Annotated in this window: 29 protein-coding genes and 1 pseudogene; all 30 read right to left on the bottom strand. The window is 39.9% G+C overall.

The annotated features are described in order from the left end of the window. Positions 1-41: 41 nt before the first annotated feature. The 30 genes and pseudogenes from I6H78_RS00790 to I6H78_RS00940 all read right to left on the bottom strand — a co-directional run bounded on the left by I6H78_RS00790 (position 42) and on the right by I6H78_RS00940 (position 26,466). Positions 42-923 carry a diacylglycerol/lipid kinase family protein gene (locus I6H78_RS00790; RefSeq protein ID WP_198459632.1) on the bottom strand — a complete coding sequence of 294 codons (882 nt, stop codon included), beginning with the start codon at positions 921-923 and terminating at the stop codon, positions 42-44. Positions 924-1,098: 175 nt separating this feature from the next. Then, positions 1,099-1,461: a hypothetical protein gene (locus I6H78_RS00795; protein WP_198459633.1), complete on the bottom strand. Its 363-nt coding sequence runs from the start codon at positions 1,459-1,461 to the stop codon at positions 1,099-1,101. A 38-nt stretch (positions 1,462-1,499) separates the two neighbouring features. Further along, complete coding sequence (locus tag I6H78_RS09320) at positions 1,500-1,793, bottom strand: hypothetical protein (RefSeq protein WP_002874562.1); 294 nt, start codon at positions 1,791-1,793, stop codon at positions 1,500-1,502. Between the two features lie 9 nt (positions 1,794-1,802). Further along, complete coding sequence (locus tag I6H78_RS09325; protein ID WP_001108323.1) at positions 1,803-2,261, bottom strand: hypothetical protein; 459 nt, start codon at positions 2,259-2,261, stop codon at positions 1,803-1,805. A gap of 162 nt (positions 2,262-2,423) precedes the next feature. Continuing rightward, the gene (locus tag I6H78_RS00805) at positions 2,424-3,086 is read right to left on the bottom strand and encodes a DUF443 domain-containing protein (RefSeq protein WP_084859945.1); all 663 of its coding nucleotides are present in this window, start codon (positions 3,084-3,086) and stop codon (positions 2,424-2,426) included. Positions 3,087-3,201: 115 nt separating this feature from the next. Further along, complete coding sequence (locus I6H78_RS00810; RefSeq protein WP_000597683.1) at positions 3,202-3,819, bottom strand: SAP domain-containing protein; 618 nt, start codon at positions 3,817-3,819, stop codon at positions 3,202-3,204. Positions 3,820-4,086: 267 nt separating this feature from the next. Further along, a pseudogene (locus tag I6H78_RS00815) lies at positions 4,087-4,221 on the bottom strand (TipC family immunity protein); the annotation flags it as partial. A 246-nt stretch (positions 4,222-4,467) separates the two neighbouring features. Continuing rightward, entirely contained in the window at positions 4,468-4,962 is a 495-nt protein-coding gene (locus I6H78_RS00820; RefSeq protein WP_000389501.1) for an SMI1/KNR4 family protein, read from the bottom strand. 109 nt (positions 4,963-5,071) lie between these two features. After that, on the bottom strand, positions 5,072-7,267 hold the full coding sequence (locus I6H78_RS00825) for a T7SS effector LXG polymorphic toxin (RefSeq protein WP_198459634.1): 2,196 nt from the start codon (positions 7,265-7,267) through the stop codon (positions 5,072-5,074). Between the two features lie 49 nt (positions 7,268-7,316). Next, positions 7,317-7,715 (bottom strand): hypothetical protein, encoded by a 399-nt coding sequence (locus I6H78_RS00830; protein ID WP_004262746.1) that lies wholly within the window; start codon positions 7,713-7,715, stop codon positions 7,317-7,319. After that, a complete protein-coding gene (locus I6H78_RS09330; protein ID WP_232619935.1) occupies positions 7,712-8,764 on the bottom strand; it encodes a hypothetical protein in 1,053 nt (350 codons plus the stop codon). The genes I6H78_RS00830 and I6H78_RS09330 overlap by 4 nt, the downstream gene beginning before the upstream one ends. 46 nt (positions 8,765-8,810) lie before the next feature. Further along, positions 8,811-9,266: an SMI1/KNR4 family protein gene (locus I6H78_RS00840; protein ID WP_198459635.1), complete on the bottom strand. Its 456-nt coding sequence runs from the start codon at positions 9,264-9,266 to the stop codon at positions 8,811-8,813. 2 nt (positions 9,267-9,268) lie between these two features. Beyond that, positions 9,269-11,284, bottom strand: a complete 2,016-nt coding sequence (locus I6H78_RS00845) for a T7SS effector LXG polymorphic toxin (RefSeq protein ID WP_198459636.1) — start codon at positions 11,282-11,284, stop codon at positions 9,269-9,271. After that, the gene (locus tag I6H78_RS00850) at positions 11,284-11,529 is read right to left on the bottom strand and encodes a DUF4176 domain-containing protein (protein ID WP_004181369.1); all 246 of its coding nucleotides are present in this window, start codon (positions 11,527-11,529) and stop codon (positions 11,284-11,286) included. Before I6H78_RS00850 ends, I6H78_RS00845 begins: the two co-directional genes overlap by 1 nt. Before the next feature lie 32 nt (positions 11,530-11,561). Next, positions 11,562-12,218, bottom strand: a complete 657-nt coding sequence (locus I6H78_RS00855) for an enhanced serine sensitivity protein SseB C-terminal domain-containing protein (protein ID WP_198459637.1) — start codon at positions 12,216-12,218, stop codon at positions 11,562-11,564. Next, positions 12,202-12,468, bottom strand: coding sequence for a MerR family transcriptional regulator (locus I6H78_RS00860; RefSeq protein ID WP_198459638.1), 267 nt, complete (start codon positions 12,466-12,468; stop codon positions 12,202-12,204). Before I6H78_RS00860 ends, I6H78_RS00855 begins: the two co-directional genes overlap by 17 nt. 10 nt (positions 12,469-12,478) lie before the next feature. Continuing rightward, on the bottom strand, positions 12,479-14,593 hold the full coding sequence (locus tag I6H78_RS09335) for a T7SS effector LXG polymorphic toxin (RefSeq protein ID WP_232619936.1): 2,115 nt from the start codon (positions 14,591-14,593) through the stop codon (positions 12,479-12,481). Continuing rightward, a complete protein-coding gene (locus I6H78_RS00880) occupies positions 14,593-15,297 on the bottom strand; it encodes a DUF4176 domain-containing protein (RefSeq protein WP_198459639.1) in 705 nt (234 codons plus the stop codon). The genes I6H78_RS09335 and I6H78_RS00880 overlap by 1 nt, the downstream gene beginning before the upstream one ends. Then, entirely contained in the window at positions 15,297-15,590 is a 294-nt protein-coding gene (locus I6H78_RS00885) for a hypothetical protein (protein WP_000357787.1), read from the bottom strand. The genes I6H78_RS00880 and I6H78_RS00885 overlap by 1 nt, the downstream gene beginning before the upstream one ends. A 12-nt stretch (positions 15,591-15,602) precedes the next feature. Beyond that, positions 15,603-16,031: a DUF5082 domain-containing protein gene (locus tag I6H78_RS00890; RefSeq protein WP_001279021.1), complete on the bottom strand. Its 429-nt coding sequence runs from the start codon at positions 16,029-16,031 to the stop codon at positions 15,603-15,605. A 225-nt stretch (positions 16,032-16,256) separates the two neighbouring features. Next, entirely contained in the window at positions 16,257-16,550 is a 294-nt protein-coding gene (locus I6H78_RS00895; protein WP_000926358.1) for a DUF4176 domain-containing protein, read from the bottom strand. 10 nt (positions 16,551-16,560) lie between these two features. After that, on the bottom strand, positions 16,561-17,238 hold the full coding sequence (locus tag I6H78_RS00900; RefSeq protein ID WP_198459640.1) for a hypothetical protein: 678 nt from the start codon (positions 17,236-17,238) through the stop codon (positions 16,561-16,563). Next, positions 17,238-18,680, bottom strand: a complete 1,443-nt coding sequence (locus I6H78_RS00905) for a T7SS effector LXG polymorphic toxin (protein WP_198459641.1) — start codon at positions 18,678-18,680, stop codon at positions 17,238-17,240. The genes I6H78_RS00900 and I6H78_RS00905 overlap by 1 nt, the downstream gene beginning before the upstream one ends. After that, entirely contained in the window at positions 18,664-19,320 is a 657-nt protein-coding gene (locus I6H78_RS00910; protein ID WP_000844685.1) for a DUF4176 domain-containing protein, read from the bottom strand. The genes I6H78_RS00905 and I6H78_RS00910 overlap by 17 nt, the downstream gene beginning before the upstream one ends. Then, complete coding sequence (locus I6H78_RS00915) at positions 19,317-19,610, bottom strand: hypothetical protein (protein WP_000016523.1); 294 nt, start codon at positions 19,608-19,610, stop codon at positions 19,317-19,319. Before I6H78_RS00915 ends, I6H78_RS00910 begins: the two co-directional genes overlap by 4 nt. A 1-nt stretch (position 19,611) precedes the next feature. Further along, positions 19,612-20,013 (bottom strand): YwqH-like family protein, encoded by a 402-nt coding sequence (locus I6H78_RS00920; protein WP_000534139.1) that lies wholly within the window; start codon positions 20,011-20,013, stop codon positions 19,612-19,614. Between the two features lie 94 nt (positions 20,014-20,107). Further along, a complete protein-coding gene (gene essC, locus I6H78_RS00925) occupies positions 20,108-24,556 on the bottom strand; it encodes a type VII secretion protein EssC (RefSeq protein WP_198459642.1) in 4,449 nt (1,482 codons plus the stop codon). Next, positions 24,546-25,736, bottom strand: a complete 1,191-nt coding sequence (gene essB, locus I6H78_RS00930; RefSeq protein WP_198459643.1) for a type VII secretion protein EssB — start codon at positions 25,734-25,736, stop codon at positions 24,546-24,548. The genes essC and essB overlap by 11 nt, the downstream gene beginning before the upstream one ends. Beyond that, on the bottom strand, positions 25,733-25,981 hold the full coding sequence (locus I6H78_RS00935; RefSeq protein ID WP_000692379.1) for an EsaB/YukD family protein: 249 nt from the start codon (positions 25,979-25,981) through the stop codon (positions 25,733-25,735). The genes essB and I6H78_RS00935 overlap by 4 nt, the downstream gene beginning before the upstream one ends. Continuing rightward, a complete protein-coding gene (locus I6H78_RS00940; RefSeq protein ID WP_000757695.1) occupies positions 25,981-26,466 on the bottom strand; it encodes a type VII secretion EssA family protein in 486 nt (161 codons plus the stop codon). The genes I6H78_RS00935 and I6H78_RS00940 overlap by 1 nt, the downstream gene beginning before the upstream one ends. Positions 26,467-26,502 lie beyond the last annotated feature (36 nt).

The following is a 26,502-nucleotide window of genomic DNA, read 5'->3' on the forward strand; positions in this document are numbered from 1 at the left end:
GAACTTAATTTCGTTGTGAACAATAAACTAATTTTTACCTTCTACTCTTTCGGTTTTGAAAATATTTCTACTCGTTGAGCTAGGACTTTGATTTCTACAGGTAGGTTATCCGATTTATCGCCGTCAACATCTGACTCCAATTCACTATCTGAAGAGATTTTAATATTACGTGCTCTGATATACTCAATATTATCATTTCCGATAACATCCCCTTTTAGTAAATCAGGAATGACGGATAATTTTGAGAATATAGAAGCATCTTTTAGAATCAAAATATTGGCGTAGCCATCCTTGTTTTCTTCAAAGATTTTCTTATCAGCGAAGTAATTTGTCAAGAGAACCAAAACATGACTCGCTTCACCATCATAATTTCCATTTTCTGTCTCAATCTTAATGTTAAATACCTGATCCGTCATCACAGACTTCATGGTATTTACAGCATAGGCTAAAATACCGAATTTTGTCTTGTCTTCGATCTCCACATTGTGAATCGCCTCAGGCAGAGAACCGATACTAAAGATATAACCAAAATAGTTGTCATTCGCTTTACCGATATCAATCTTATTGGTTAAGTTAAAATCGAGTTCATCAATCGCGCCATCGATGTCTTGATTGATTTCCAACAGTTTGGTAATGAGGTTGCCCGTACCGCCAGGGATAATCCCTAACTTCGGAGTGTAGTCTCTCTCAGCAATACCCGAAATAACTTCATTGACAGTTCCGTCTCCACCGAAAACAACCACTGCATCGTACTGCTCACGAGAAGCTTCCTCAGCAAAGTGTGTTGCATCCAGCGCCTTTTCGGTAATTTTGGTTTCCACGTGTTCAAAATAATCTTTTGCTTTATTCTCCAGTTTGACCTTATAATCCAAGGCCTTTTCCCCACCAGAGGTAGGGTTGATAATTAACATTGCTTTTTTCATTGATAATACTCCTTTAATAGTTACAAAAATTCTAGTAACTAATTATATCACTTGAGTTATGGAAACGCCATCCAAATGCTTGAAACATCCACTAACTAGAATAGAGACGTTAATGTATCAAGCACTAACCTCAACTTAAACAAGAATAAATACTTATTGTTAGCAATTCACTACTTTACTTTTTCGACAATTTTATATAATCCATTAAGTATAAAATAGCTGAAACAAATGCGAACACACTGGAAAATCCAGCTAATATTGGAATAAAACCAATAATCGATGCAATCAAAAGAAACTGATAAGTCTTCTTATTGACTTTTGATTCCTCATCATGAAGAAGGAATGCTGCAAAACCAAAAAACAGCAATATTAAACAAGTTGAAAAGTAGATTCCATCCCAACTAGAAAGTCTAACAAGCTTAGGTATCACCCAGTAAATGATTTCAAATTTCCACATTTTAGAAGAAAGGTAAGTAATCGTTAAAGCTCCAATTAAAGAAATAACTCCGTTTATTAGCAATAATTTATTTGATTTCACACTTAGTCCTTTTTATCCTTTTCTGTACTTATTCATCGCTAATTAATAGATTCACTATTTAAAAATTCTTTAGACTTCTGAACGATATAGAGCTGTTCATCTTCTTGAGCAAGTTTTCTAAACAACTCATTCGCCCTGCTCACCTCTCCTTTTAATTTAGAGTTCAAAGCTTGATAGTAAGTGATTTCCAATTGTTGATATTTAAATTCGTTTTCCAAGTCTTCAAAGTAATCATTGGCTTGATGAGTAATTGTTAAATCGTAGAGCGCACTGCTCACGCATTTTGTTTTCTCAGCTAGAGTTGGATCTGATATGGACATTTTGTTTAACATAAGTTCAAGTTAGTCCCTAGTTAGCTCAGGATGCGCAAGAATACTCGAGCGAATGAGGTAACTCTCAAAGAAATCCCTGTATTTCGGCTTCAGTTTTTGATTAGTCATTGCTTCAAAAGCCTCCTTAATGGCAGCATCAAAATCACCAATCATATAGGAATAGACAACAGATGTTAGCGTCACATCCATTTTTATAATAGCTCTTTTTGCAACTTTCTTCAATTCAATGTATTGCTTCCAAGATGGTAAATCTAAGTCCATATGTAGTAACTTAGTGCTACTCCTTACATACCCTCTTCTGATTAGTGCAATAAAAAGAAATAAGAGTGCATTTATGAAAAAAATACAAAGGGTTTGAATAGTCCTATCTTTCACCATCCAAGCTACAAAAAGGCTGAGAAGAACAGCCAAAACAATCGCAACTTTTCTATAAAATCCATATTTCTTGCGTATTTCTAGATAATTCATTTTACTCCTTTTCTAAATTATAATGCGGCATTACGAGAGCAGTTCTGAACCTTAAATGAGTCATTGACTAACAGAATTCTCTCTAATCAGTTCCCTAATTTTCTGATAAAATAGCCCAATGTGACCTGCAAAAGAGGATCATAAAACGGCTTTTAGCTTAATTTATAACTTCTCTATTCTATCAAAAATAATCTCTTGCTTTTCGACACCTTCTCGGAGTGGTGACATGCCTAAAATCACTGTAAAAAATCCCAACAATAGAATACTATTAACAACAAGTAAGGCTCCCTCTGTTCCATTAACAGTATATAGATAGAATGCAAAACATCCAAGAGTCGGAACAAGGATAAAAGGAAGAAGTTTGTAATGTTTTAATTGACGTTTATTTCCAACTGGTTTAAAGGTTATTTGATAGTTTGAAACTTTATTCTCAAGTCTTTTTTGGACGCTATGACGAGCTCTTATGGCAATGAACCAGAAAGCAAGATAAGCTAGGAATATGAACAGACCATATAAACCTATCTTTAAAGGAAGATTGTGACTAATCCCATTATTTCTAAAAAAATTCGTCACTAGCCGATAGCCAGACCCCCCTATTGCTACACCAATTGCAGCACCAATTGATTTACTCATAGTTGGAGCCACACTTTCAAAACGCGTATCTCTTTTATCTAACTTTTGCATTTTTGCAGTAATCTCATCGGGAAGAGAACCCCAGAAATAGGATTTGGGGCTAACGGTCGTCAAATCTAGAATATACTTTTCTCCCCCTACTTCTACTATTTTGAAAAATACTTTATTCGTTTCTTTAAATTTTACTTTCATACTCACCTTTCAAACTTTTTCTGAGTTAAATCAATTCTTATATCAAAGACCTTATTTGTCTTACTTTTTTGTATTGGCTTTTTTAAAATTGGTTGTTAAGCAAATAAATAATATCCTACTTGCCATACTCGTTTATTTTATCAGCATATTCAGTCAAAAGATTTTTTGAATATATTTTTTCATTACTTGAATTTCTAACTTCTTTCCAAAGAATAGAAGCTACTTTTAGTTTATTCGAGTAATTGTGACTATTTTCGTCTGCACAGAAATCCTTTAGAAATTGGTTCCATTGACAAATTGAATGATCATACTTGGTATAATCTGAATTTCCATAATAAACTTTTAGCATATCCTGTATTGTGAAACTCAAATCATTGTCGCTTTTTACTTTTCTCCAAGCAGTAGCCATATCAGCAGTAAATTTAAACGGTGAAACTTCTGTTAAAGTTGAGAAATATTCTCTAAAGTATGCATTAAAAGAGAATCCACATTCAAGTAAGGGAGTATTTAAGGTGAGGACTTCTACTCGTTTCTTATTCCTTTTTATTGATGATTTTTTAATCAAATTCCCCTTAAAGTACTGCTCAATTATATCATTAAGTTCCTGTTTTGTACCTCTATATTCAAGTCCTAATGACTTGCATATCTTTGAAAGTTCATCACGGTACCAGTAGTATTTATTAAACTCAGCAAACGATGCGATTTCGTCAAACTCAGGTCTGCTTTTTATCAAAAAAACACCTCCATAAAAACAGTTTAGTATGATATCTCTAAATAATGGAGTTTTACTCTCTATGTTTTGAGAATTATCCACGTTTCACTAACAAACTCACACATTCGACATGTGGTGCTAGCAAACTTCTATATTGTAGAATGAAAGTGAATGAATCAACATTTAAATAACACTTTTGAACGAAAAGTATACTGTCTTATTCCAAACACCCTAATAAAAATGAGTAAAACTGTTTGAAAGTTATTTCATAGTTTCTTATACAACTTACTACCAATTCTCCCGCTGGGGTTCAATTTTGATATCGCCATAGTTGCTTGGCGAGTACTTGCTGTCATAAATGCTACACCAATCTTTCAAGACTTTCTGGTTGACGACTTCGTCGTAGTAAGAATCCAAGTCCTTTTAAAACACTCTTGACGCTAAAATCATTTAGCGCTTTATAGGATATCGAAGATAGAGTATAGGATTTAACCATTATTTCATCCCTATGAAGAGAGATGTAAGATTTCAACTTACTAAATAGCTCATTATAAAAAGTTTTTTCAATAAATGACTCAAGGAATTTATCACTCATAAATAGAACTCCTACATTATATTTTGTGCATTACTCTTAACATATACTCAAAAGCATGATTCCGTAACCAAATACTAGCTATTTGCAATATCATCTTCAGAATATAGCATTCCTAAAAACTCTTCAAATGTATCTGAAACAAACTCTACACTAGGATGCCATTCGTATGAATCCTCACGCTTCCAATAACATACCTTGGGGTTCTGGGTCCCTTCTCTATAATCTAAACATATAAAATCACCACCGAACAGTGTTGCTACTGGTAATAGTTCTACACCAACAGAATCTGGATCCACACTTAAAATTTCTAGTATTGGACTCCATATAACATCAATATCGTACATTCCTAGGGAATTCTCTTCAAAATCATCTAAAATACAAAGGAATCTTTCTATAACATACTCTTTATCATCACTGATTTTAAAAAGATTCTTTTTAGGAATTATCCCATTATATCTGATTATGAATTCCTTAAAGGAACTCGGTAACTCAATGCACCATTCTTCCTCCTTTTCCTTAACCAATTCAATACTAGGCAAAGGGAGGATTACCGTTCTAATATCTTCCACTTTCTAATTTTTTCCTTTCTTTTTGTATTTAGAATGAATACCACATTCAATATATATTAGCAGCGCTATACAAGAATTACATACACCTCATTAAAAATCAATATCAGAATCATCTTGGTGCATATGCCCAAAGACCCGCTGATCGGCCACCATTATGCAATGTTATATTATGTATGCCATAGGGAACTAGCTCCATTTTTCCTGGTACTTCTGTGTGATGCCAAGTCATCCCTTCTCTAAATCCACCGATCTTTTCATTTAACCACTTAAATTGATCTCTATCAGTCTTCTTCCATAATTCTTTGGGGAGCTGAACAGTTTCTTGCACTAGATTTGCTCCCTCAAAATCTGCAAATCCATACCTCATTCCTTCAGCCGGTGTTACTTTTACTTTAGGTATATAACCTTCCTGTATAGCAAGATTTTTAATTAATTGCTTTTGTCCTTTAGTAATTTTATTGCTATTAACAAAGTTTTTAGACCAGGTCCATTTTTCATTATTATTTACTAATTCAGCATACAATTTAGCATAGTCTGATAAGACATCATCAAAGGATAATTCTCCTTTTCCAAATGCTTCAAATCTCTTATTTTTAGCAATGCCTTCAAAGAAGTCCTTTTCTTTAGCCACATACTCTTTAAAGTTTGATGATTCTCTCGCCAGTCGACTTTGCCTAATATTTTCAAGAATCCGCTCTTTATCAAAGGGCTTCTCTGCCACTCTCACTACATCATCCGAATGTTTGCTAGAAAAGCGCATCACATCACGCAGAGTCTTACTCTCAACGCTGAAGGTAGGCATTGAGCCCATACCTCCCGCAAAGGCAACTGCCTCTTTACGAATGCCGACTGGGATTCGGGTATCTAATAGTTTCTCCCCAAATTTCCCAATGACATTATTGCTCTTCGCTAGGATATTGTCAACCTTTGATCCCCATTTTTCGACATTTGCGAGAATTCTTGCTTTGGTGCTGTTCTTGGCTAACTGAATCATCTCAGCTGCCTTAGCTCCTAACTTGGTCCCCTTAGCCATCTTACCTACAGCTGCTGGGCCGACAAAAAGACTGGCAATCTCAAAGGTCAAGCCTCCTGCATCATAGGCATCCATATGGGTGACCTTATCCCAGAGGGCTTTCCCCGTCTCCTGAGCACGATAAGCTGCCTTATCCGCATAGCTGGCATTGGGATCCTGGCCACGCATAGCTGCTCCTGGATCCGTCAGAGCAGTGTAAGTTCCTACTCCTAACTCCGCAAGGCTAGACAGGTTATCTGCCGTCCCTTGCAAGTCCCGCTTCATCCACTCTGGAGTTCGACCTCCTGTTAAGCGATTGACGCCATCAATACTAGCAATGCCAATGATCTGAGTCAAATCTACAGCTCCGATGGCAGTATCTGAAACCATACTTCCAGCTGAACCAATAAAACCTTCCGCAAACAGGAGTGTATCTTTCAAGTCCTGTGGAATAGGCAGATTTCGTGTTCCCTCAACAACATTGCCCCACCAGGAACCAATCCCATTCGAGCGATCCTTCAGCCAGGCTTGGATGGGGTGATGACGGCGATAAGAAGCTTCTCGCTCAGCGGCTTCTTGTTCTGCCTTGCGTTTAGCAGCCTCAATCGCTTCTGCCTTGGCTTTCGCATACTGCTGATCCATCTCATAAATCGCTTTACCGAGATCTTCATGCGCCACAAAGTTGGTTAAAATAGGATCACTATAACTCAGACTCTTCACTCTTCCAGCAGCCGTCATCTGGCTACTTAAAGCACTAAAAAGTTGCTCCGCACTGCTGGTTGTCGTCATCTTATCAAAGGCATTGACCTTATTCTTCGTATCCTGAACATACTTCCGAGCTGTCTGGGTATTAGTATAGAAGGTGCTGCTTAAGGGAGCACTCAGGTGATAGAGACTCGAAATACCATCATAGATACTCTTGAAATTGGTATCCATCACCTTATGCTTTTCATCGGCTTCATTTAGCTTCTTGACCGCATCATCCAAAGTTTCTTCTGCTAAAACTGCTGTTGCAGAGGTTTCGCCAACAAGATTCTGAAAGTCCGTGATCGTCTTGGAAAACTCAGAACCTAGAAATTCTAAGCCATTCTTTAAGCCAACAATCACGGGGTTATGAACATTATTGATTTCATTCGTAATCGCTTTCCCAACTTCTCCATGCATGGAATTACTGGTGATGATGGCATTCATCCCATTTTTAGCAGTATCCAACTGACTCTGAGCAGTTGCGACCATCTTCATATAGGCCTCTTGGGCTTTCTGAAGTTCCGCAATATCGACATAAAATCCCATTAGCCTTCCTCCTAGTGAACATAAAAAGCGAGGAATCAATATCTATTCTTCAATCTCCAAATTCATTTTCTTCGTCATCCAAGACTACTTCCCCTGAACTTTCCCATTCTTCTTTTGTGATTTCGCCACTTTGATACATGAAGTTTTTATTCAATTCAACTAAAATATCATCAAAGTCATCAAAACAATCGATTATCCCCCTAATTCCAGTTAATAGATTATAGAAAGCAATAGTATAATCTGAATTCTCTGAAGAGGAAATTGTAGTAATGTCTATCTTGTTAAACAATCTTAATCCTTCATAAAAACGATCTTCATATTTTTTTAGAAAGATATTTATCGTATTGTCTATATCTCTGATACTTTCTTCTCTAAGTAGCACACCTTTATTGTTCTCATTAAGAATAGTCAATCGTTTCATTACATCTTTTAACTCTGAACTAATCATTTTAATCTCCTTCCAGAAGCTAAATTAAATTTTTTACTATTAGAAGTCCCATCAAGATTAAGAACATCCTTTACTTTACCTCTTTTATTGAATACCTCAAAATGATCTTTATGCAGACCATCTAAGTACAATTTATCTCCTTTTTTCAAAATATCATCTATATCTTTAGTCACCTCATAAACACTCTGCCCGTCATACTTCTTCTTAGTCTTTCTAAGGCTTCCCACAATCTTTTGTCCAAATTCTGTTTCAAAAAACTCCGACATATTATTGACAGCTTGTGTGACTCTCTCCGCCTTCCCAGAACCACCTAAACCTCTCACAACATCATCCGCATGTTTGCTTGAGAAGTGCATCACATCACGCAGAGTCTTACTCTCAACGCTGAAGGTAGGCATGGTTCCCATACCTCCCGCAAAGGCAACTGCCTCTTTACGAATGCCGACTGGGATTCGAGTATCTAATAATTTCTCGCCAAATTTCCCAATGACATTATTGCTCTTCGCTAGGATATTGTCAACCTTTGAACCCCATTTTTCGACATTTGCGAGAATTCTTGCTTTGGTGCTGTTCTTGGCTAACTGAATCATCTCAGCTGCCTTAGCTCCTAACTTGGTCCCCTTAGCCATCTTACCTACAGCTGCTGGGCCGACAAAAAGACTGGCAATCTCAAAGGTCAAGCCTCCTGCATCATAGGCATCCATATGGGTAACTTTATCCCAGAGGGCTTTTCCGGTCTGCTGAGCACGATAAGCTGCCTTATCCGCATAGCTGGCATTAGGGTCTTGACCGCGCATAGCCGCACCTGGATCCGTCAGAGCAGTATAAGTTCCCACTCCTAACTCCGCAAGGCTAGACAGGTTATCTGCCGTTCCTTGCAAGTCCCGCTTCATCCACTCTGGAGTTTGACCTCCTGTTAAGCGATTGACGCCATCAATACTGGCAATACCAATGATCTGAGTCAAATCTACAGCTCCGATGGTAGTCTCTGAAACCATACTTCCAGCTGCACCAATAAAACCTTCCGCAAACAGGAGTGTATCTTTCATCCCTTGAGGAAGCGGTAGATTCCGTGTTCCCTCAACGACCTATTCACTAATTTTCTACCATACTTAAAAACTCACTAAATGAGTTTGCCAAAAAATAGGCATTCACATCATCAGTAGACGATTCAAATTCATATGTATCATCATAGTAATAAATTCCAGCATTATCATCATTGCTCAGCCAGAACACTATGAAGCCATGTTGAATAGTATCCCCAATAATGATTGAATTTGGGAATAAATCATCCCGATACTCACTAGTCCACTGTTCGATATCTGCATTTTTCATATTCGTTTCAACACCGAACATTACATCAATATTAATTTCTTCACTAATTTGAGAAATTCTTACTAAATTTTTATATTTATAAGCTGTATTTCTACCACCATTTTCTTGTAATAAAAATCTTTTATAATCTTCTGGTAAAACTACTTCAAATTTATTTTCTAATATTGAAATTGCTTCTTCATTGGCGAATCCAAACCTATCAAGCTTCATTGTCATTTTTATTTATTTCCTTTCATAATTGATATACCACCTCGATGAGTAAATTGCCTATGCATAGCCCTATCAACCGCTTGCAACGTTTTTCCATCTTGGTGATGATGCCAAGTATTACCAATACCTGCATCTCCTGCCTTGGAAAAGTCTTTCGACCTTCCCTCAAAGCCACCCTCTATCACAAACTCTTTTTTAACTTGTGGTGGAATACCGTTTTTAAAATCAGGAAATCCATCAATATATTTTATTGTAATACCCTCAGAATTTGTATATACCCAAGTACCGTCTTCAAGTATTTCAATTTTCCCACCTTTATCCATCCATTTTTGTGGTGTCGGAGAGTTTTTAGGTTTAGTTTGTAATAATTCTTTTGTTATATTCTCTGCAGTAAGTTCACCTTTAAAAGTGGCCGTAGCTTTCCCAGAACCACCTAGACCTCTTGCTACATCATCCGCATGTTTACTAAAGAACTGTCTAACCTCACGTAGTGTCTTACTCTCAACGCTGAAGGTAGGCATTGAGCCCATACCTCCCGCAAAGGCAAATGCCTTTTTACGAATGCCAACCGGGATTCGGGTGTCTAATAATTTCTCGCCAAATTTTCCAATGACATTATTGCTCTTCGCTAGGATATTGTCAACCTTTGAACCCCATTTTTCGACATTTGCGAGAATTCTTGCCTTGGTACTGTTCTTGGCTAACTGAATCATCTCAGCTGCCTTAGCTCCGAGTTTCGTGCCCTTAGCCATCTTACCTACAGCTGCTGGACCGACAAAAAGACTGGCAATCTCAAAGGTCAAGCCTCCTGCATCATAGGCATCCATATGGGTAACTTTATCCCAGAGGGCTTTCCCTGTCTCCTGAGCACGATAAGCTGCCTTATCCGCATAACTAGCATTGGGATCCTGACCACGCTGAGCCGCTCCTGGATCCGTCAGAGCAGTGTAAGTTCCTACTCCTAACTCCGCAAGGCTAGACAGGTTATCTGCCGTTCCTTGCAAGTCCCGCTTCATCCACTCTGGAGTTCGACCTCCTGTTAAGCGATTGACGCCATCAATACTAGCAATGCCAATGATCTGAGTCAAATCTACAGCTCCGATGGCAGTATCTGAAACCATACTTCCAGCTGAACCAATAAAACCTTCCGCAAACAGGAGTGTATCTTTCAAGTCCTGTGGAATAGGCAGATTTCGTGTTCCCTCAACAACATCGCCCCACCAGGAACCAATCCCATTCGAGCGATCCTTCAGCCAGGCTTGGACGGGGTGATGACGGCGATAAGAAGCTTCTCGCTCAGCGGCTTCTTGTTCTGCCTTGCGTTTAGCAGCCTCAATCGCTTCTGCCTTGGCTTTCGCATACTGCTGATCCATCTCATAAATCGCTTTACCGAGATCTTCATGCGCCACAAAGTCGGTCAAAATAGGATCACTATAACTCAGACTCTTCACTCTTCCAGCAGCTGCCATCTGGCTACTTAAAGCACTAAAAAGTTGCTCCGTACTGCTGGTTGTCGTCATCTTATCAAAGGCATTGACCTTATTCTTCGTATCTTGAACATACTTCCGGGCTGTCTGGGTATTGGTATAGAAGGTGCTGCTTAAGGGAGCACTCAGACGATAGAGACTCGAAATACCATCATAGATACTCTTGAAATTGGTATCCATCACCTTATGCTTTTCATCGGCTTCATTTAGCTTCTTGACCGCATCATCCAAAGTTTCTTCTGCTAAAACTGCTGTTGCAGAGGTTTCGCCAACAAGATTCTGAAAATCCGTGATCGTCTTGGAGAACTCAGAACCTAGAAATTCTAAGCCATTCTTTAAGCCAACAATCACGGGGTTATGAACATTATTGATTTCATTCGTAATCGCTTTCCCAACTTCTCCATGCATGGAATTACTGGTGATGATGGCATTCATCCCATTTTTAGCGGTATCCAACTGACTCTGAGCAGTTGCGACCATCTTCATATAGGCCTCTTGGGCTTTCTGAAGCTCCGCAATATCGACATAAAATCCCATTAGTCTTCCTCCGTGTTTAAATACGGCTCATAATACCGAACAAAATCCTCACTGCGCATAAAGGCAGTCGATACTTGTTGCTGGGAGAGCTGAGTCGCACGTAAAACATCCTCTGTAAACTGACTTTCCCAGTCGTCACTGTAACCTTCAAAACGAAGTCGCTCAATCATCATGTTACTTACGAAAAAAGCATCCATTCCAGGCATCTCACCCAAGGGCCAGATGCGAGCCAAGTAGTCTACCACATAGTCATCAAATCCTTCTTGAAGAGATGGTACTATAGATTAGTATAAAAAGGAGAAACATCTTTAATGATTTCTTTTGAAAAAGCTGTCTGTAGGGGAAGAATATCAATAGCTTCAGAATACTGCTGATGATTTAAATAATCAACAATAGCAAGACAATCTTTTTCTTCACCATCTACAACGAGCGTTGCTACTGGTTGATTCTCTCTAACAACCATCAATAGGTAGACCGTCCGAACACCCGTATTCTGTTGTAAGAATGAAATTAAAGGAGTTGTCAGCCAAGAATAATCTTTACTTGGAACCCCAAATGATACTTGCTTTTCCGTCGTATTCTGTCCGTAGAATAATGCCGATGGAAGGACTACATTATCAGACATAGGGTTTAGAACAATTCCAGCTATTTGATGATTAGACAGAAGTAACTGTATACAATCAGATAGGCGAACAGATTCCAAAAGAATTGAATTATTATCACTTATAGGCGGCAGTTGCTCTTCTTGACTCGTTAAAATCGGCAGATAAAAATTTTCTGTTCCATCCTGAATATGGAGAATGCGGAACGTCTGCTTATCTATCCATCTTATAGGGGCGAACAGCGTCCATTTCTCCATATCTGAAAGAAGTTTCGACCTATTCTCTTCTGTTCGATTCGATGAAAAATGTTGTAAACTATCTTTTATGTTCATTCTTTTTCAATTCCTTATCTAAATCTTGAAGTAGGTAGATGATTTCTAAATTATAATTAGCAGTTGCATCTATCAACATACGTGCATGATCCTTAAGATGAACATTCGATGGGATAGTTTCTGTTTCCTTTATTGATCTAATAATGGTATAAAGAGTGTTAATTGCTCCTTTCTCCTGTATTTCTGAAGGATACTGTTCATCCATTATTTCTAAAATTTTATTGGCTATCTCTATTGATTTCATACTCATAATCTACTCCTTAATTAGGGACAGTCCTTACATTCACAACCCAATCCTGCGACCATCCCTGTGGTAATAATATTTGGTCCGCACCGCCTTTTAGAACAGTCCCTGATGAAGAAATCTTCTGTGGCGCAACTTTTCCAATACTCAGTTTTTCTCCTTTAGGAATTCGAATCTCTACTTCATACATTCGAGTATTTTTCCATTCGGGAAGTAATGCAGTATCAATCTTCGCTTGAATTCTATTTTTTGCAGGGCTGGAAGTTACAAAACTTCCCTCTTGTTTTGCATTCCCTCCAAATGTACGATAAACAGTTACTTCTTCTGTTGTCACTACCGTCCGATATTGTCCATCCTGAAATGAATCCACAATCCATGATGGAAGGTCAGCCTTCTCTATTATTTTTACACTACCATCAATACCTGTAGGGTATTTAATTTGATTTTCTTTTCTTAAATACTCCCCAAACTTCGAACTTTCCCGTGCAAGTCGACTTTGCCTAATATTTTCAAGAATCCGCTCTTTATCAAAGGGCTTCTCTGCCACTCTCACTACATCATCCGCATGTTTGCTTGAGAAGTGCATCACATCACGCAGAGTCTTACTCTCGACGCTGAAGGTAGGCATTGAGCCCATACCTCCCGCAAAGGCAAATGCCTTTTTACGAATGCCGACTGGGATTCGGGTATCTAATAATTTCTCGCCAAATTTTCCAATGACATTATTGCTCTTCGCAAGAATCTTGTCAACCTTTGAACCCCATTTTTCGACATTTGCGAGAATTCTTGCCTTGGTGCTGTTCTTGGCTAACTGAATCATCTCAGCTGCCTTAGCTCCTAGCTTGGTCCCCTTAGCCATCTTACCTACAGCTGCTGGACCGACAAAAAGACTGGCAATCTCAAAGGTCAAGCCTCCTGCATCATAGGCATCCATATGGGTAACTTTATCCCAGAGGGCTTTCCCTGTCTCCTGAGCACGATAAGCTGCCTTATCCGCATAACTAGCATTGGGATCCTGGCCACGCATAGCTGCTCCTGGATCCGTCAGAGCAGTGTAAGTTCCTACTCCTAACTCCGCAAGGCTAGACAGGTTATCTGCCGTTCCTTGCAAGTCCCGCTTCATCCACTCTGGAGTTCGACCTCCTGTTAAGCGATTGACGCCATCAATACTAGCAATGCCAATGATCTGAGTCAAATCTACAGCTCCGATGGCAGTATCTGAAACCATACTTCCAGCTGAACCAATAAAACCTTCCGCAAACAGGAGTGTATCTTTCAAGTCCTGTGGAATAGGCAGATTTCGTGTTCCCTCAACAACATCGCCCCACCAGGAACCAATCCCATTCGAGCGATCCTTCAGCCAGGCTTGGATGGGGTGATGACGGCGATAAGAAGCTTCTCGCTCAGCGGCTTCTTGTTCTGCCTTGCGTTTAGCAGCCTCAATCGCTTCTGCCTTGGCTTTCGCATACTGCTGATCCATCTCATAAATCGCTTTACCGAGATCTTCATGCGCCACAAAGTTGGTTAAAATAGGATCACTATAACTCAGACTCTTCACTCTTCCAGCAGCCACCATCTGGCTACTTAAAGCACTAAAAAGTTGCTCTGCACTGCTGGTTGTCGTCATCTTATCAAAGGCATTGACCTTATTCTTCGTATCCTGAACATACTTCCGAGCTGTCTGGGTATTAGTATAGAAGGTGCTGCTTAAGGGAGCACTCAGGTGATAGAGACTCGAAATACCATCATAGATACTCTTGAAATTGGTATCCATCACCTTATGCTTTTCATCGGCTTCATTTAGCTTCTTGACCGCATCATCCAAAGTTTCTTCTGCTAAAACTGCTGTTGCAGAGGTTTCGCCAACAAGATTCTGAAAATCCGTGATCGTCTTGGAAAACTCAGAACCTAGAAATTCTAAGCCATTCTTTAAGCCAACAATCACGGGGTTATGAACATTATTGATTTCATTCGTAATCGCTTTCCCAACTTCTCCATGCATGGAATTACTGGTGATGATGGCATTCATCCCATTTTTAGCGGTATCCAACTGACTCTGAGCAGTTGCGACCATCTTCATATAGGCCTCTTGGGCTTTCTGAAGCTCCGCAATATCGACATAAAATCCCATTAGTCTTCCTCCGTGTTTAAATACGGCTCATAATACCGAACAAAATCCTCACTGCGCATAAAGGCAGTCGATACTTGTTGCTGGGAGAGCTGAGTCGCACGTAAAACATCCTCTGTAAACTGACTTTCCCAGTCGTCACTGTAACCTTCAAAACGAAGTCGCTCAATCATCATGTTACTTACGAAAAAAGCATCCATTCCAGGCATCTCACCCAAGGGCCAGATGCGAGCCAAGTAGTCTACCACATAGTCATCAAATCCTTCTTGAAGAGGCATCTTACGGCCTGAAATCGTAACGAGTGGTCCTGGCCCCTCCGCTAAGCTCTTCTGGAGTTCCTCTGGTAAGAGCTCCAAATCTAGCTCAACAACAGAACCTAAAGGATAAATAGGACTGTAGACACTGTCCACAATCCCCATAAAATCCTGTAAATCCGTGATGGAAAATAGTTGATCTAGTTGATTATAATGGATCTGAGCTTCCTGGTTCTCATAATCAAAATGACAAGTAAAAGTTGCACCGAAACTTGGCACATACTCATAGATATCCTCCAGTTTTCTCAGAGCCTTATAGAGTCCCTTCAAAATCTGCGGACGCATTCCTAATTGTTGACCAAGTTGAATCAAAGTATCATCTACTTCGAATGTCTCTCTCGTACGGCTAGTAATAATACTTGTAAAAATCTTATTCTTATCGTATTGAACCATTACTTAAACCTCACATTGGCTGTATTCTTATCAAACTGACCGGCCATAGCTTTATCATCAGCCACAATCTTCTCACCAACCGTAATCATTTGAGAAGTACGCTCCATTTCAAAATCCTTATAATCACTCAGAATTTTTTTCGCTTGTTCTTGAAGGGTCTCAAAAGATTTCATCCGATTCAAGGTAGTTTTTCCAATCTTTGTCACTTGAATGTCTGATACAGATGCGACCTTAGTCCGTGCTGAGGTAACAACACGTTGCCAAGAAGCCGAACTGATTCCTATTTTATCCATCTATCCTACTCCCTAAAAAATAGCTGCCAAGAAGCTTTCAACCGCATTCCAAGCACTTCCAATAGCACCACCTAAATCGCCTAGCTCCAATTTTCGCTTTGCGATCTCTGCATCCAACTTCGCCAAATTCATTTCATGATCATTTTGATGCGTATTCATCGTCGTCGCAATTTTCGATAAAGTCTTATCAAATGTATCACGTCTTGTCCCTTTAAAGGTATCTGTAGAAATAGTTGTAGAGTATTGAGAAACTGTATTGCGGAACTCACTATAGGATTGAATTTGCTTAGAAAGTTCTTTTCTAGCAGATTCTAACTTCTCAATCTCTGCTTTTTTCTTATCGTATGCTTTCTGGTACTGATTCGCCAAACTTTCATAGCGACTCGCTTGCGCTCGATTATAAGCATTACTAGCAAGCCGCTTTTCTTCAAAATCACTCATCTTTATACCTCTTTTGACTAAATCTTACAGTTAATAGAATTATATCAAAAATTCTGATGTTTTACCATAAGGAATGGAAAATAAAAGCAAGTCAAATGACTCGCTTTTATTCACTGATAAGCTTAATACGATAGCCTTCTCGGCTGGTGAAGTAGTTGTACTCATCCACTCCGACAACGGACTCTGTAAAGCTACTCTGGTAAAAATAATAGTATAAAAATGATACTATTTCGTTCTTCCTTTTACCACTTTCTCCTTGTTTTCCTCCAACCACTGTAGATAAAGCTTTGCATAGCGTTCTTCTTCATCGTTACGGTAACCTTCAAATATGACTTCGTCAATATCTTCTTCGTTAAAATAATAAATCTCTTCTGGATTGAGACCGTCTGGAAAAACAGAGCCTGTATAGTCAAAAACAACATCTGTTCCCTCCTGATTAACAATCATTCCACGACCAATAATAACAACTTTCTGGTTACCATCTGCTAGGTAAACAATACTTCCTAATGGTAATAACATTTTATGCCTCCTATGTATTTTTAATAATATGAAATTTAAAACGATTTAAATTATATTGTATTGACATAGCATAGATAAATAAAATTGAATAACCTCCAATAAAGGTAAATAATAGCAGAGTGAGATAATTTGAATTGAAAATCCCAATGAAAAGACACCCTGAGAAAAGCAATATAAAAGTTATTAAATGTTGAATAACCTTAAAAAATGAGGAATTAGATCCTTTCTTATTTTCTTTTATTGTAGCTCGTAATAATAATGCATCCTGAAAATTAAATTTAAGAGTTTTATCCATTCCTAAATTTAAAACTAGAAAAATTAGCAAAGCTCCTATAAAAAATAAAATAAGAATAATTCGCCATGAAGAAAAAATCATGGGATTATTTGCGAATTTTGGAGGAAAGAATAAGAGCCAAAATACCAAAGCAATAGACACAATATCAAATACTTTCCTAAAATTTTCTAACCATATATTAAATGGCTTTACTTCATACTGTTCAACTTGTTCCGTCACATCATAAATTAAGTATTCCGTATTATTATACGCATTAAATCTCCACAAATAATTCCGGATGTCCTTTGGATTAAAATAATCTATTACATAAAGACGGTTATGGACTTCTATTAGATAATAACGGTTATCCAGCCGCCCCACTACACGGGCTACATAGTTAGCTTTTTTCTCCATTATCCAAAAACTCCTTTAATTGCTTTGAGTGGATTGCTAAATGATTTTCCGATATTAGATATTCCTTTTCCTATTCCGTTTAAAAGATCTCCTGCACCATCAACTACAGCTCTAAATGGTTTTACATTTTTATACAGAGCTTTTACACCTACAGAAACAGCAGAACCAACCACAACAGCTCCAACTAGACCAACAACAACTGGAGCTCCAGCCAAAGCTGAACCCACAGCAAGACCGGCTACCCAGCCAGCTGTTCCAGCCGTTAAGCCATAACTAACTGCTCTACCAACATTATGGTATTCTTTATAATGGTCACTTCCTTCTGACCACATTCCTAGAGCAACAAGTCCTCTTCCACCCCATTTAGCAACATTTCCAAGAACTTTACTGGTAGAATTCGGTATTTTTTTCAGCGTGCTAGTTAGCCAATTTCTAATTTTTGAACTATCTTTTATAAATCTTCCTGCGGCATCACGCGGTTGCAAAGTCGCCGCCAGTGAACGACCTATATTTTTAGATTCCTCAATAACTTTCCCTTTAACATGATCCAAAAAAGCTCCTATAGTTTCTTTAGAAAATTCGCTTGGCGTCAAGCCTTCAGCGAAATCTTTCACGGCTTCCTCTAACGTGTAAGTTTGATTTTTTCCTTCCCCTCCATACTCCGCCTTCTTAGTCACCTCCCTCGAAAGAGCCTGCAATTCCTCAATCCCTGCCTTGTCCTTGTCAAATGCAACGCCTGGATGATTCTTCTGGAAGTAAGCCCTTGCTAGACTATCCACTTTCTGGTGATAACGGTTTACCGCCTTCTTGAAATGAGGATTACGATAGATAGCTAGCGCTTCAGGATTACGATAAGGGCTGGCCATGGTAACCGTCCCACTCACCTTCGTTAAGCCCTTATTTTGATTGTTTAAAATCTCATCTAACTCACTTGTGGCCTGCTTGTCATTGAAGGCAGTCAGGCGCTTCTCCGTCTCTGAGAGCGACTGTTTCGACGCCTCAATAGCCCGACTCAACTTATCCTTACTGGGAGCTTTCAGTGAGATCAAGTCAGAAATTTCCGTATAATATTTATTCGTCGCATCCATATCCCGGACAATGGAGGAATGGAGACCATCCACACTCTGCTTCAAGCTAGTTAAGGCCTCACTGTTGATTACAGCTGTTGCGCTTTTCTCACCGACTGTTGATTCAAAGTCAGAAATCAGATTGTCAAACTCAGTATAAAGCAGATTAGAATAATCCACATAACCCTGAAGGAGAGGGAGGTTATAATAGTTCAACTCATGGTTAATCGCAGTCTTGACATCACCACGCAGCGCTTGACTCGAGGCAAGACTCTGCGCAGTCGACTGTGCCTCAGCCAAATCAGACTCGAAAGCTTGGGTCTGCTTATAGAGAAAATCCTTTAAACTTTCCAACTCACTACGCTTGATTTTCATCGTCTAACTCCTCCTGTAATCGTAGATAAAAGTGGGAAGGAATAGCTGTTTTCATTAATATTTCCCGTAATTGACCCACATAGGAACTTTCTTTTTCTGATTCCGCATAACCCTGAGCGATGATTCGTTTGATCATGGTCTTATGAATAGCCATCGGTGGAAGCTCTGCTTGAAGACCAAGAGGCCAGAACTGTGCTAAATAATCCACATAAGCTCCGTCGAAAACGACTTTTCGCCCCATAATCATGACATAAAGTGGCTCATCGCCTAAAAGTGACACTACTAGCTCTTGAGATAACTGCTCCTTATCAATCTCAACCAATGTGCCCAAGGGAAGAATATCGCTATAAACCTTATCAACCCCATCTAAAAAATGGACAAACTCACTTTTAGATAACGTAATCTCTGTCTCGTTCCGACAAATATACACTTCTTTCGGTAAAAAAGTCACTTCAATATCAGCACCAATCCGCGGATGATAAATATAGTTTGGTTTTTTATCCAAAAAAGCTTTTACGATTGCGCCCAATACCTCTGGACGATTTTTTAAAATAAAAGCTATCTGATGTAAAAAATCTGTAGTGGGAAATGCCGTATTACCGTCACAATACTCTTTCCAAATTTGTTCTGCTGTCTTCATTTTAATCGAATCCCATCTTGAAATCCATCTGCTCCTGAACGATCATCCAACAACTTATTCTCAGAAACCCTAAGCATATTAGAGGATTGAGAATTCACATAAGTTCGATATTTTATGACAGATGTATTTAAATTCTGAATGGCTTGATTAAAGTTCTTAAAAGGAGACAAATCTGTATAGGAAAAAGGAAGAGTAGATAGTGGACGAACAGAGGCAACACCCGAATGATAATGTCCGACCTGTCCAGCCCATTCTTCTGTTTGGACATATATTTCTGCTTGACCTGACATACTAGTCCTCCTCCCTATTCAAGCGATGATAGTATTCAATCTGGCTATTCAGACTATTAATTTTGGTCTGGCAATCTTCAATATTCCCATTATATTCTGATATTTTAAAGCGAATACTCTTACGATTCATTTCTGTATCTGTCAACCAAGTTGTAATCGCATCGGAAATTCCTGCTAACGTTTTATTAAAATCTTCCCGACGAGTCCCTTGAAAATCAGTTGTAGAGTGCTTATTCAAATCACTCGCAGAAGTCTTGTTTTTACTAACAACATCCATCTGACTCTGGATACAATCATTCGCAGATTCCAACCGTCTTATCTTATTCTCATAAGTACGTATATCCAAACGAATCCAACGGATTTGTGCATGACAATTCGCAATAGCACTATCGTATCGTCCCATACATAAACTCCTCCACTTTTTCTCTAATTATATCAAAAATTCCAATGTTTTACCATAAGGAATGAAAAATAAAAGCAAGCCAAATGACTCGCTTTTATTCACTGATAAGTTTGATTCGATAACCATCTCGGCTGGTGAAGTAGTTGTACTCATCCACTCCGACAACCGATTCTGTGAAGCTACTCTTGATAGATACAACATTCTGGTCTTGGAAACGAATACCGATACAGCCTGCAGGCACATTGACCTTCAGAATCTTATCCACTTCCATATAGCCGTTAACGATCTGACGAAGCTCACCCATAAAGATGAAGTGGAGCCCAACTGTCCCTCCTTTGTGCAGGAGAGCCTTAAAGGCATCTTCTGTCATCTTAAGATTCATAAGCTTGCTGAGGGCTTGTGCTTCTGGAATCAAGATGTAGATAGGATAATCCAAATCAGCTGGCGTGCGCGCATCCACTTCAGACTGCATATCCATAAAGAAACCAGGGATCTCCTCGCCCACAAATACTTCGTCGAACAGCCCTTCCGACTGATGGTAGTTTCCTGTTGGATCCACCAAGAACTTTTTAATGTGACTAGGCACTTTTTCTAAGCCTGTCAGAAGCGCTGCTTCGCCATATTCTAGCTGTTGCATGGTATCATAGAGAAGCTCAAAGTAGCCGTCTCGTTTTGGCACAAAGCCAACCGGGTGTGTGCTTTCTTTGTCAAAACCAATTGGCAACTCGCCTCTTTGCCACATATCCTGAACTTCCTCGTGATCTTCAAAGAAACTCGTAGAAATATTACTTGGCAACATAGGTACTGCTTCTGGACGTAAGCCTTGCCAGTCCTGATTCATCGATTGGATTTCTGCTGTTAAGTGAGAAAGACGGTCGATATCGTCTTTTCCTTCTATCGGCAGATAGACTTGTAACTCTAGAACTTCTTCCTGTGTCACCTGAGCACGGCCGACAATTTCCTGGCCTGGCAGGGCATCACGTCCCATAACCGTCCGAAGCGCTCCTTCTTCTACTAAGTAAAAGCTCAAAGCATTGGGAATCGTCGAGCTCATCCGTAAACGCAAGCTACTAGCGCTGAGTACGGTTATCAGAGTATAAATACCCAGACTAGCTCCTTCACGTAGGAGCTGGTTGACAGCTGACTCGATGATCTCCTCTAATGGGCTTTCCCGTACTGAGTCATAGCCATCAAAGAAGTTGAGAAGAACAGGGAGTGCTTGACCCGTCTTTTGCTCATACTGTGACAGACTAGACACGCCAGCCTCTGTAAAGAGGGCTTTCCGCTCTTTCATAAGACTATCCAGACGTTTCAGATACTTGAGGAGCTTTTCTTCCTCATCTAGTCGAACCAGATCCGCCACATGTGGCAACTCTCTAATTGGTAAGAGACCATTCGTCCCAAAATCAAAAAGGTTAAACTGAACTTGCTCAGGCGTATTTCTACGAGCCAGATTCATGAGGATAGTTTGAAGAGCTGTTGATTTTCCAAAGCCTGGGGACCCATATAAGACGGTATTGCCTAACTCCTCAATATCAAAGTGGTAGACCTCTTGCTTTTGAGCACTTGGCAGATCCAGCATGCCTAGTGGAATGGAGAGTTGACGTGGGGTTGTCCACTCTGCTTGGCGGTCAATTGCCGCTCCTACTAGCTCCTCTCCAAGAGGTGGTAACCATGGCTTTTCAGGGAGGATGACTTGCAGACGCTCCGTTTCCTTATTGATATAATCAATCACAGCTTCAAGCTCTGTCTCCTGCTCTTGTGTCTCTTCAACCGAGTAATCCCCGTCATTTCCGTCAATCAAGAGTTCGCTCTGCCCTAGTTGATTCACTAACCAAATCCGTTCATCTACTTGATTACCTTCATCACTATAAGGCTGATAATCCGCTCCACTCCATGCTGACTGGAAGAGTTCATAGATTTCATTGTTTCCGACCTGAAGATAAGCACGACCAGGCTGAGTGATACTAGCCGCATCTGGGGTTTTGATAATCTCATTTGAGTCTGAAGGATCGGCAACCTTGAGCGCCAGCTTAAAGCGAGAATTAGACCAGATCTGCTCATCTACCACTCCAGATGGCTTTTGAGTCGCAAGGATCAGGTGAACCCCTAGGGAACGTCCGATACGTGCCGTGGAGACGAGTTCTGCCATAAACTCTGGTTCATTTTGCTTCAACTCCGCAAACTCATCTGAGATCAGGAAAAGATGAGGTAAAGGCTCTGTCGGATAGGTCTTTTTCTCCTCTGGATCGCTAAGTGCCTTCCCTTTTTTATAGAGCTTGGTATAGCCATTGATATGGTTGACACCGAATTTCCCAAAGAGACGCTGACGCTTTTGAAGTTCCGCACGAATACTCTTCAGCGCACGAGCCGTCCCAGCTCCATCCAAGTTAGTAATAGCACCCATCAAGTGAGGCAGCTTGGCAAAGAGATTGGCCATTCCTCCCCCTTTGAAGTCAATCGGAAGAAATCCAACATCTTCTGGCGCAAAGTTAACAGCTAGAGACAGAATATAGCTCTGCACAATCTCAGACTTACCAGAGCCGGTAGTCCCTGCAACTAGTCCGTGTGGACCATGGGCACGCTCATGAAGGTTGAGCAGCACAATATCATCCTTCCCTCGAACACCTAGAGGTACAGCGAGAGACTTAGATGCATCCGCCGCCTGCCAGCGTTTCTCCACATCCAATTCCTCGACCTGCTTAACACCGTAGAGTTCCATAAAGGAAATCGTATCTGGAATCGAGTTTTTCTCCACTTCGATATGATTGAGATTGGCCAAACGGTAAATCGCTTCTTCAAGTTTTCCATTTTGAGGCAGACGATTAGGCTTAAAGTCTTGGTTGACATAGATATGATGATTATTGACGAGCTTGGCTGTCTCTCCATTTTGGTAATCAACCACTGCCGTCACCGTCTCAGGCAACATATTGAGACTTTCCTTACCCCAGATAACCGTCACCCCATACTGGGTCATATCCTCTGCCAGAAATTCATTGAGCCCATGTCCTGACAGCCATGACTCATCCAAAATCGTCAAGACATAGTGCGGCGAGAAGATTTGCTCCTGCTTTTGTTCCCGAACAACCTGACGACGCTTGACTAACATCTGGTAAAAAGAGGTCAAGACCATGTCCCTGGTCTGGTCATCGTGAATAAGTCCCCGTAGATTGAGACTCCGCATTTGCGCATGAGGCAACCAGCGCCATTCTCGCCAGTGATTCTCGTATTCCTCTTGGGAGACCAAGGTCACAAACTCTACATCATGGTAGGAATGGAGCGCCGCAATCTGAAACAATAGTGTTTGAACTGCTACTCGTAAGACAGGAGCTGCTCCCGCTAATCCCAAAGCCTGATCACGTAGAGAGAGAACAATAGGCGCATCCTCTAATTTTATATGCGGTTGTACCAGTTTTTTCTCGACAAAGCGGCTCCAGTCTTCCTTGCGATTGGTTGGTTGAAAACGTAAGGAATAACTAGAATCAATCGCTCCAGTTCCTAAATGAACCTTTAGAAAGTCATCATTTGTCACCATCTTCTCATAAATCCGTGGGTTGTAACTTTCTACTAAATCCACTAATTCATCAACCGATGGAAAATTATATGTCAAGGCTTTCTTTTGTTCCGCCTTTAGACGACTCAATTGGCTTCCTGTCTCTAAGAGATACTCTTGATAATCATCGTTTCTTTTCTGATTCTTCTCTTTGACTTCCTTTTTGTTGGTAAAATAGCTCGATACTGAAAATCCAGCTGTCAAGAGACTGGCACTGGCCATTCCCATCATAAGCAAGGCATTTCCCTGCATAAAGACACTAGAGGCTCCGCTAATCACCACCATTCCAACAGGCGGTACGATCGCACGCCATAGCTCACCACGTCTAAGTTTTTCTTCTGGCGCTGGTGAATTGATTTCCACCTTGTCCTCAGGCTCTTTTAGATAAATGCGTGGACTTCTACGATAATTAGGAAACTCATGTGGGAACTCAGCTTGATAAGGTTCTTCAAACAAATGATCAGATTGGATAGTGTACTGTCCGCTCAAGGGCAGGAAATGGATCTGATGTTCTCGAAATGAGAAAAGAAAGCAGTCCACCACCAAAACATCCCCTACCTGAATAGAGGCATCAACTTCCTCTAGAATTTGTCCATTTAGATAAACCTTAGCTCCATTAGATGATCCAGAGAGATGATAGGTATTCTCCTTAACCTTCAGGTAAAGGAGAGCTTGACTTTCAAGGCAAACATCTGCTTTCTTCTCCTTAGAAAAGAGTAAGTCCAGCTTAGGATAGGTAAAGGAATGGATCTGAATCTGTTCATGTGGAATGGCTACCAGACTTTCCTCCTCCTGACCAGCCCAAGGGATTCCGTCCTTTTCAAGACCACTTTCAGTAATTGAGATATGACTTTCTCCAATATTGATTGAGGAGGCCCTTTCGGTCAACTCTTTGTACTCAAAGCATTCTTTAAACGAAAACACATGCCAAAGAACCTCTTCATCTGACAGCTTTTGACTCCAAGTCGCTTGTTTGCCCTTAGTTGCCATTTTTAGTCTCCTTTGATGTAATATTTGCCTTTGAACTTCCGTTTAATTGTTCCTGTAACTTATCAATTTCTTTTTGATACTTTTCAAGGAGTTCTCGCTTTTTCGCTCCGCTCATCGTACTGTCTGTATTGACCTGATCATAGAGCTTCGTATAAGCATGAAGGATATACTGAATGTCCCCAATATTTTGAGCAATATCAAGTGCTTTTTCAAGTTCCCCACGGCCGATATAGATCCAATAAGAAAGAGTATTCTCACTAGATTTCTGTGACAAGTTTCTAGATACAGCTTCCTTTTGTTCTTGAGTCAGATTGTCTAACTCTAACGAGCTAGCCGCAAGTGTGTACTGGACTCCCTTCGGAAGACTATTTGGAGCTTCTGACTTAAGACCTTCTACCACTGCCGTATAATCCTTAGCAATGTAACTCGTCTCAGCCTGAATGATTTTATCCTGCTTAGGCACCACATAAAAAGCATAAATACCTGTTGCAATCCCCATCGCAACTGTTACAATTGCGAGTCCTAAAGAACCCCATTTAAACAATTGATAGTTCCTTTTCGAGACAAACAGTTTTTCCTTTTGACGCTTCTCTTCTTGAATACGAACCTGCTCACTAATGAGATGGTCTACTTCATCAAAAGTCTCCGCTTTAAAAAGAATTTCCGCAAAAGCATTTTTTACCGTCGTAAGACTATCAATTAACTCTTCAAAGTTGAGCTTAGGTTGTAAAATGAACACAGCTAAAGCCTTATATTGCTTTAACAAGTCCTCTTTCATGAGTGAAAAAGGAACAACACTATCTGTCATCCCTCTATGTCCTAAAAGGACACTTTCCCCGCTTACAAACAGATTATCTGGGTGAATAAAGGGTTTCATAGGCTGATCGACAGTTTCTTTTAAGAATTGTAACTTTTGAAAAAGATGAAGGCGCTCTAAGATTTCTTTATTTTCAACAGCTTCTCGAATCGACTGATAACCTGCTGGAATTTGGTAAGAAAGACGGACGACCTCTTCTGCCTCTTCTTTCACTGCTCCTTGAGCTAAATGTGCCGTGCTTTCTAAAAAAAATCGATACTGCTTCATCCGATTCAGTTGAAATTGATTAGCGGATAACTTAATCTCTAATTCACCAGCCTCTTTCGACCACTTGGATTGGATACTTGTCTCTTGTACTTTCATTTCTTTCTCCCTACAATTTCTAATTGATCTCCGTTTCCTAAAGGAAAGTCCGCTATCTGGTCATCATCATAAAAGACAATTGATTTATTAGTCACTTGAAGATCAAAGTGACTTGGTAGCTCTTGGTTCATCATTGAAAATGACTCACATATCAGCTCTTTTACTCTCTTGAATGAAACCTGTGTTGGAAGTTTCAAATCATATATTTGCTCTCTCCATTTTATACCAACCGTAATTATCTTCATCACACACTCTCCTTCTTAAAACGAAGCACTTTTGAGTACTTCCTACCTAGCCAAACACCTAGATAGGTCACTCCAAGTAGACCTATCCCAAATCCCAAAATAGATAGCCAAGTAGGTAGCGAAGTGTTAGAGGTGCTCTCTCCAGTCAAAATTGTTTCATCTGCTCTATAATCTGCTTGAAACAAGCCACGCGTCACCTTATCCTGACTCTGAAAACTATTCGTATCTTTAGTCCCGGTAAAAAGAGAGGACTGCGCTTGATGAATATTCTCTTGCTGTGCTTTTTGTAGCTGTTTTTCTTTCTTCACACTATCTTCTAAAAATAATTCAGGAATATTCTTAGACTTAGTAGTCTGAGGACTGTTCCCTTGATCATAGATGGTTTGATTATTAATTTCAAAACTTCCATCATCTGCTCGGACATCACCTGAGTTAAGAAAAAGACACAACAATAATAGACTAAAAATGACTTGAACCTTCTTCATAAATCTCCTCCCCCACTTGGTAAAGATAGCTTTATT

Origin of the sequence: Streptococcus oralis (assembly GCF_016127915.1) — a bacterium.
GTDB classification, from domain to species: domain Bacteria; phylum Bacillota; class Bacilli; order Lactobacillales; family Streptococcaceae; genus Streptococcus; species Streptococcus oralis_BO.

What these genes read in the sequence shown, in the direction of transcription:
- I6H78_RS00940 (WP_000757695.1), bottom strand. Translation starts at nt 26,466, where the DNA reads ATGAAGAAGGTTCAAGTCATTTTTAGTCTATTATTGTTGTGTCTTTTT.
- I6H78_RS00855 (WP_198459637.1), bottom strand. Translation starts at nt 12,218, where the DNA reads ATGAACATAAAAGATAGTTTACAACATTTTTCATCGAATCGAACAGAA.
- I6H78_RS00825 (WP_198459634.1), bottom strand. Translation starts at nt 7,267, where the DNA reads ATGGGATTTTATGTCGATATTGCGGAACTTCAGAAAGCCCAAGAGGCC.
- I6H78_RS09330 (WP_232619935.1), bottom strand. Translation starts at nt 8,764, where the DNA reads ATGAAAGATACACTCCTGTTTGCGGAAGGTTTTATTGGTGCAGCTGGA.
- I6H78_RS00845 (WP_198459636.1), bottom strand. Translation starts at nt 11,284, where the DNA reads ATGGGATTTTATGTCGATATTGCGGAGCTTCAGAAAGCCCAAGAGGCC.
- I6H78_RS00920 (WP_000534139.1), bottom strand. Translation starts at nt 20,013, where the DNA reads ATGGGACGATACGATAGTGCTATTGCGAATTGTCATGCACAAATCCGT.
- I6H78_RS00915 (WP_000016523.1), bottom strand. Translation starts at nt 19,610, where the DNA reads ATGTCAGGTCAAGCAGAAATATATGTCCAAACAGAAGAATGGGCTGGA.
- I6H78_RS00885 (WP_000357787.1), bottom strand. Translation starts at nt 15,590, where the DNA reads ATGGATAAAATAGGAATCAGTTCGGCTTCTTGGCAACGTGTTGTTACC.
- I6H78_RS00860 (WP_198459638.1), bottom strand. Translation starts at nt 12,468, where the DNA reads ATGAGTATGAAATCAATAGAGATAGCCAATAAAATTTTAGAAATAATG.
- I6H78_RS00935 (WP_000692379.1), bottom strand. Translation starts at nt 25,981, where the DNA reads ATGAAGATAATTACGGTTGGTATAAAATGGAGAGAGCAAATATATGAT.
- I6H78_RS00905 (WP_198459641.1), bottom strand. Translation starts at nt 18,680, where the DNA reads ATGAAAATCAAGCGTAGTGAGTTGGAAAGTTTAAAGGATTTTCTCTAT.
- I6H78_RS00840 (WP_198459635.1), bottom strand. Translation starts at nt 9,266, where the DNA reads ATGACAATGAAGCTTGATAGGTTTGGATTCGCCAATGAAGAAGCAATT.
- I6H78_RS00880 (WP_198459639.1), bottom strand. Translation starts at nt 15,297, where the DNA reads ATGGTTCAATACGATAAGAATAAGATTTTTACAAGTATTATTACTAGC.
- I6H78_RS00895 (WP_000926358.1), bottom strand. Translation starts at nt 16,550, where the DNA reads ATGTTATTACCATTAGGAAGTATTGTTTACCTAGCAGATGGTAACCAG.
- I6H78_RS00790 (WP_198459632.1), bottom strand. Translation starts at nt 923, where the DNA reads ATGAAAAAAGCAATGTTAATTATCAACCCTACCTCTGGTGGGGAAAAG.
- essB (WP_198459643.1), bottom strand. Translation starts at nt 25,736, where the DNA reads ATGAAAGTACAAGAGACAAGTATCCAATCCAAGTGGTCGAAAGAGGCT.
- I6H78_RS00910 (WP_000844685.1), bottom strand. Translation starts at nt 19,320, where the DNA reads ATGAAGACAGCAGAACAAATTTGGAAAGAGTATTGTGACGGTAATACG.
- I6H78_RS00805 (WP_084859945.1), bottom strand. Translation starts at nt 3,086, where the DNA reads ATGAAAGTAAAATTTAAAGAAACGAATAAAGTATTTTTCAAAATAGTA.
- essC (WP_198459642.1), bottom strand. Translation starts at nt 24,556, where the DNA reads ATGGCAACTAAGGGCAAACAAGCGACTTGGAGTCAAAAGCTGTCAGAT.
- I6H78_RS09325 (WP_001108323.1), bottom strand. Translation starts at nt 2,261, where the DNA reads ATGAATTATCTAGAAATACGCAAGAAATATGGATTTTATAGAAAAGTT.
- I6H78_RS00900 (WP_198459640.1), bottom strand. Translation starts at nt 17,238, where the DNA reads ATGGAGAAAAAAGCTAACTATGTAGCCCGTGTAGTGGGGCGGCTGGAT.
- I6H78_RS09335 (WP_232619936.1), bottom strand. Translation starts at nt 14,593, where the DNA reads ATGGGATTTTATGTCGATATTGCGGAGCTTCAGAAAGCCCAAGAGGCC.
- I6H78_RS09320 (WP_002874562.1), bottom strand. Translation starts at nt 1,793, where the DNA reads ATGTTAAACAAAATGTCCATATCAGATCCAACTCTAGCTGAGAAAACA.
- I6H78_RS00890 (WP_001279021.1), bottom strand. Translation starts at nt 16,031, where the DNA reads ATGAGTGATTTTGAAGAAAAGCGGCTTGCTAGTAATGCTTATAATCGA.
- I6H78_RS00830 (WP_004262746.1), bottom strand. Translation starts at nt 7,715, where the DNA reads ATGATTAGTTCAGAGTTAAAAGATGTAATGAAACGATTGACTATTCTT.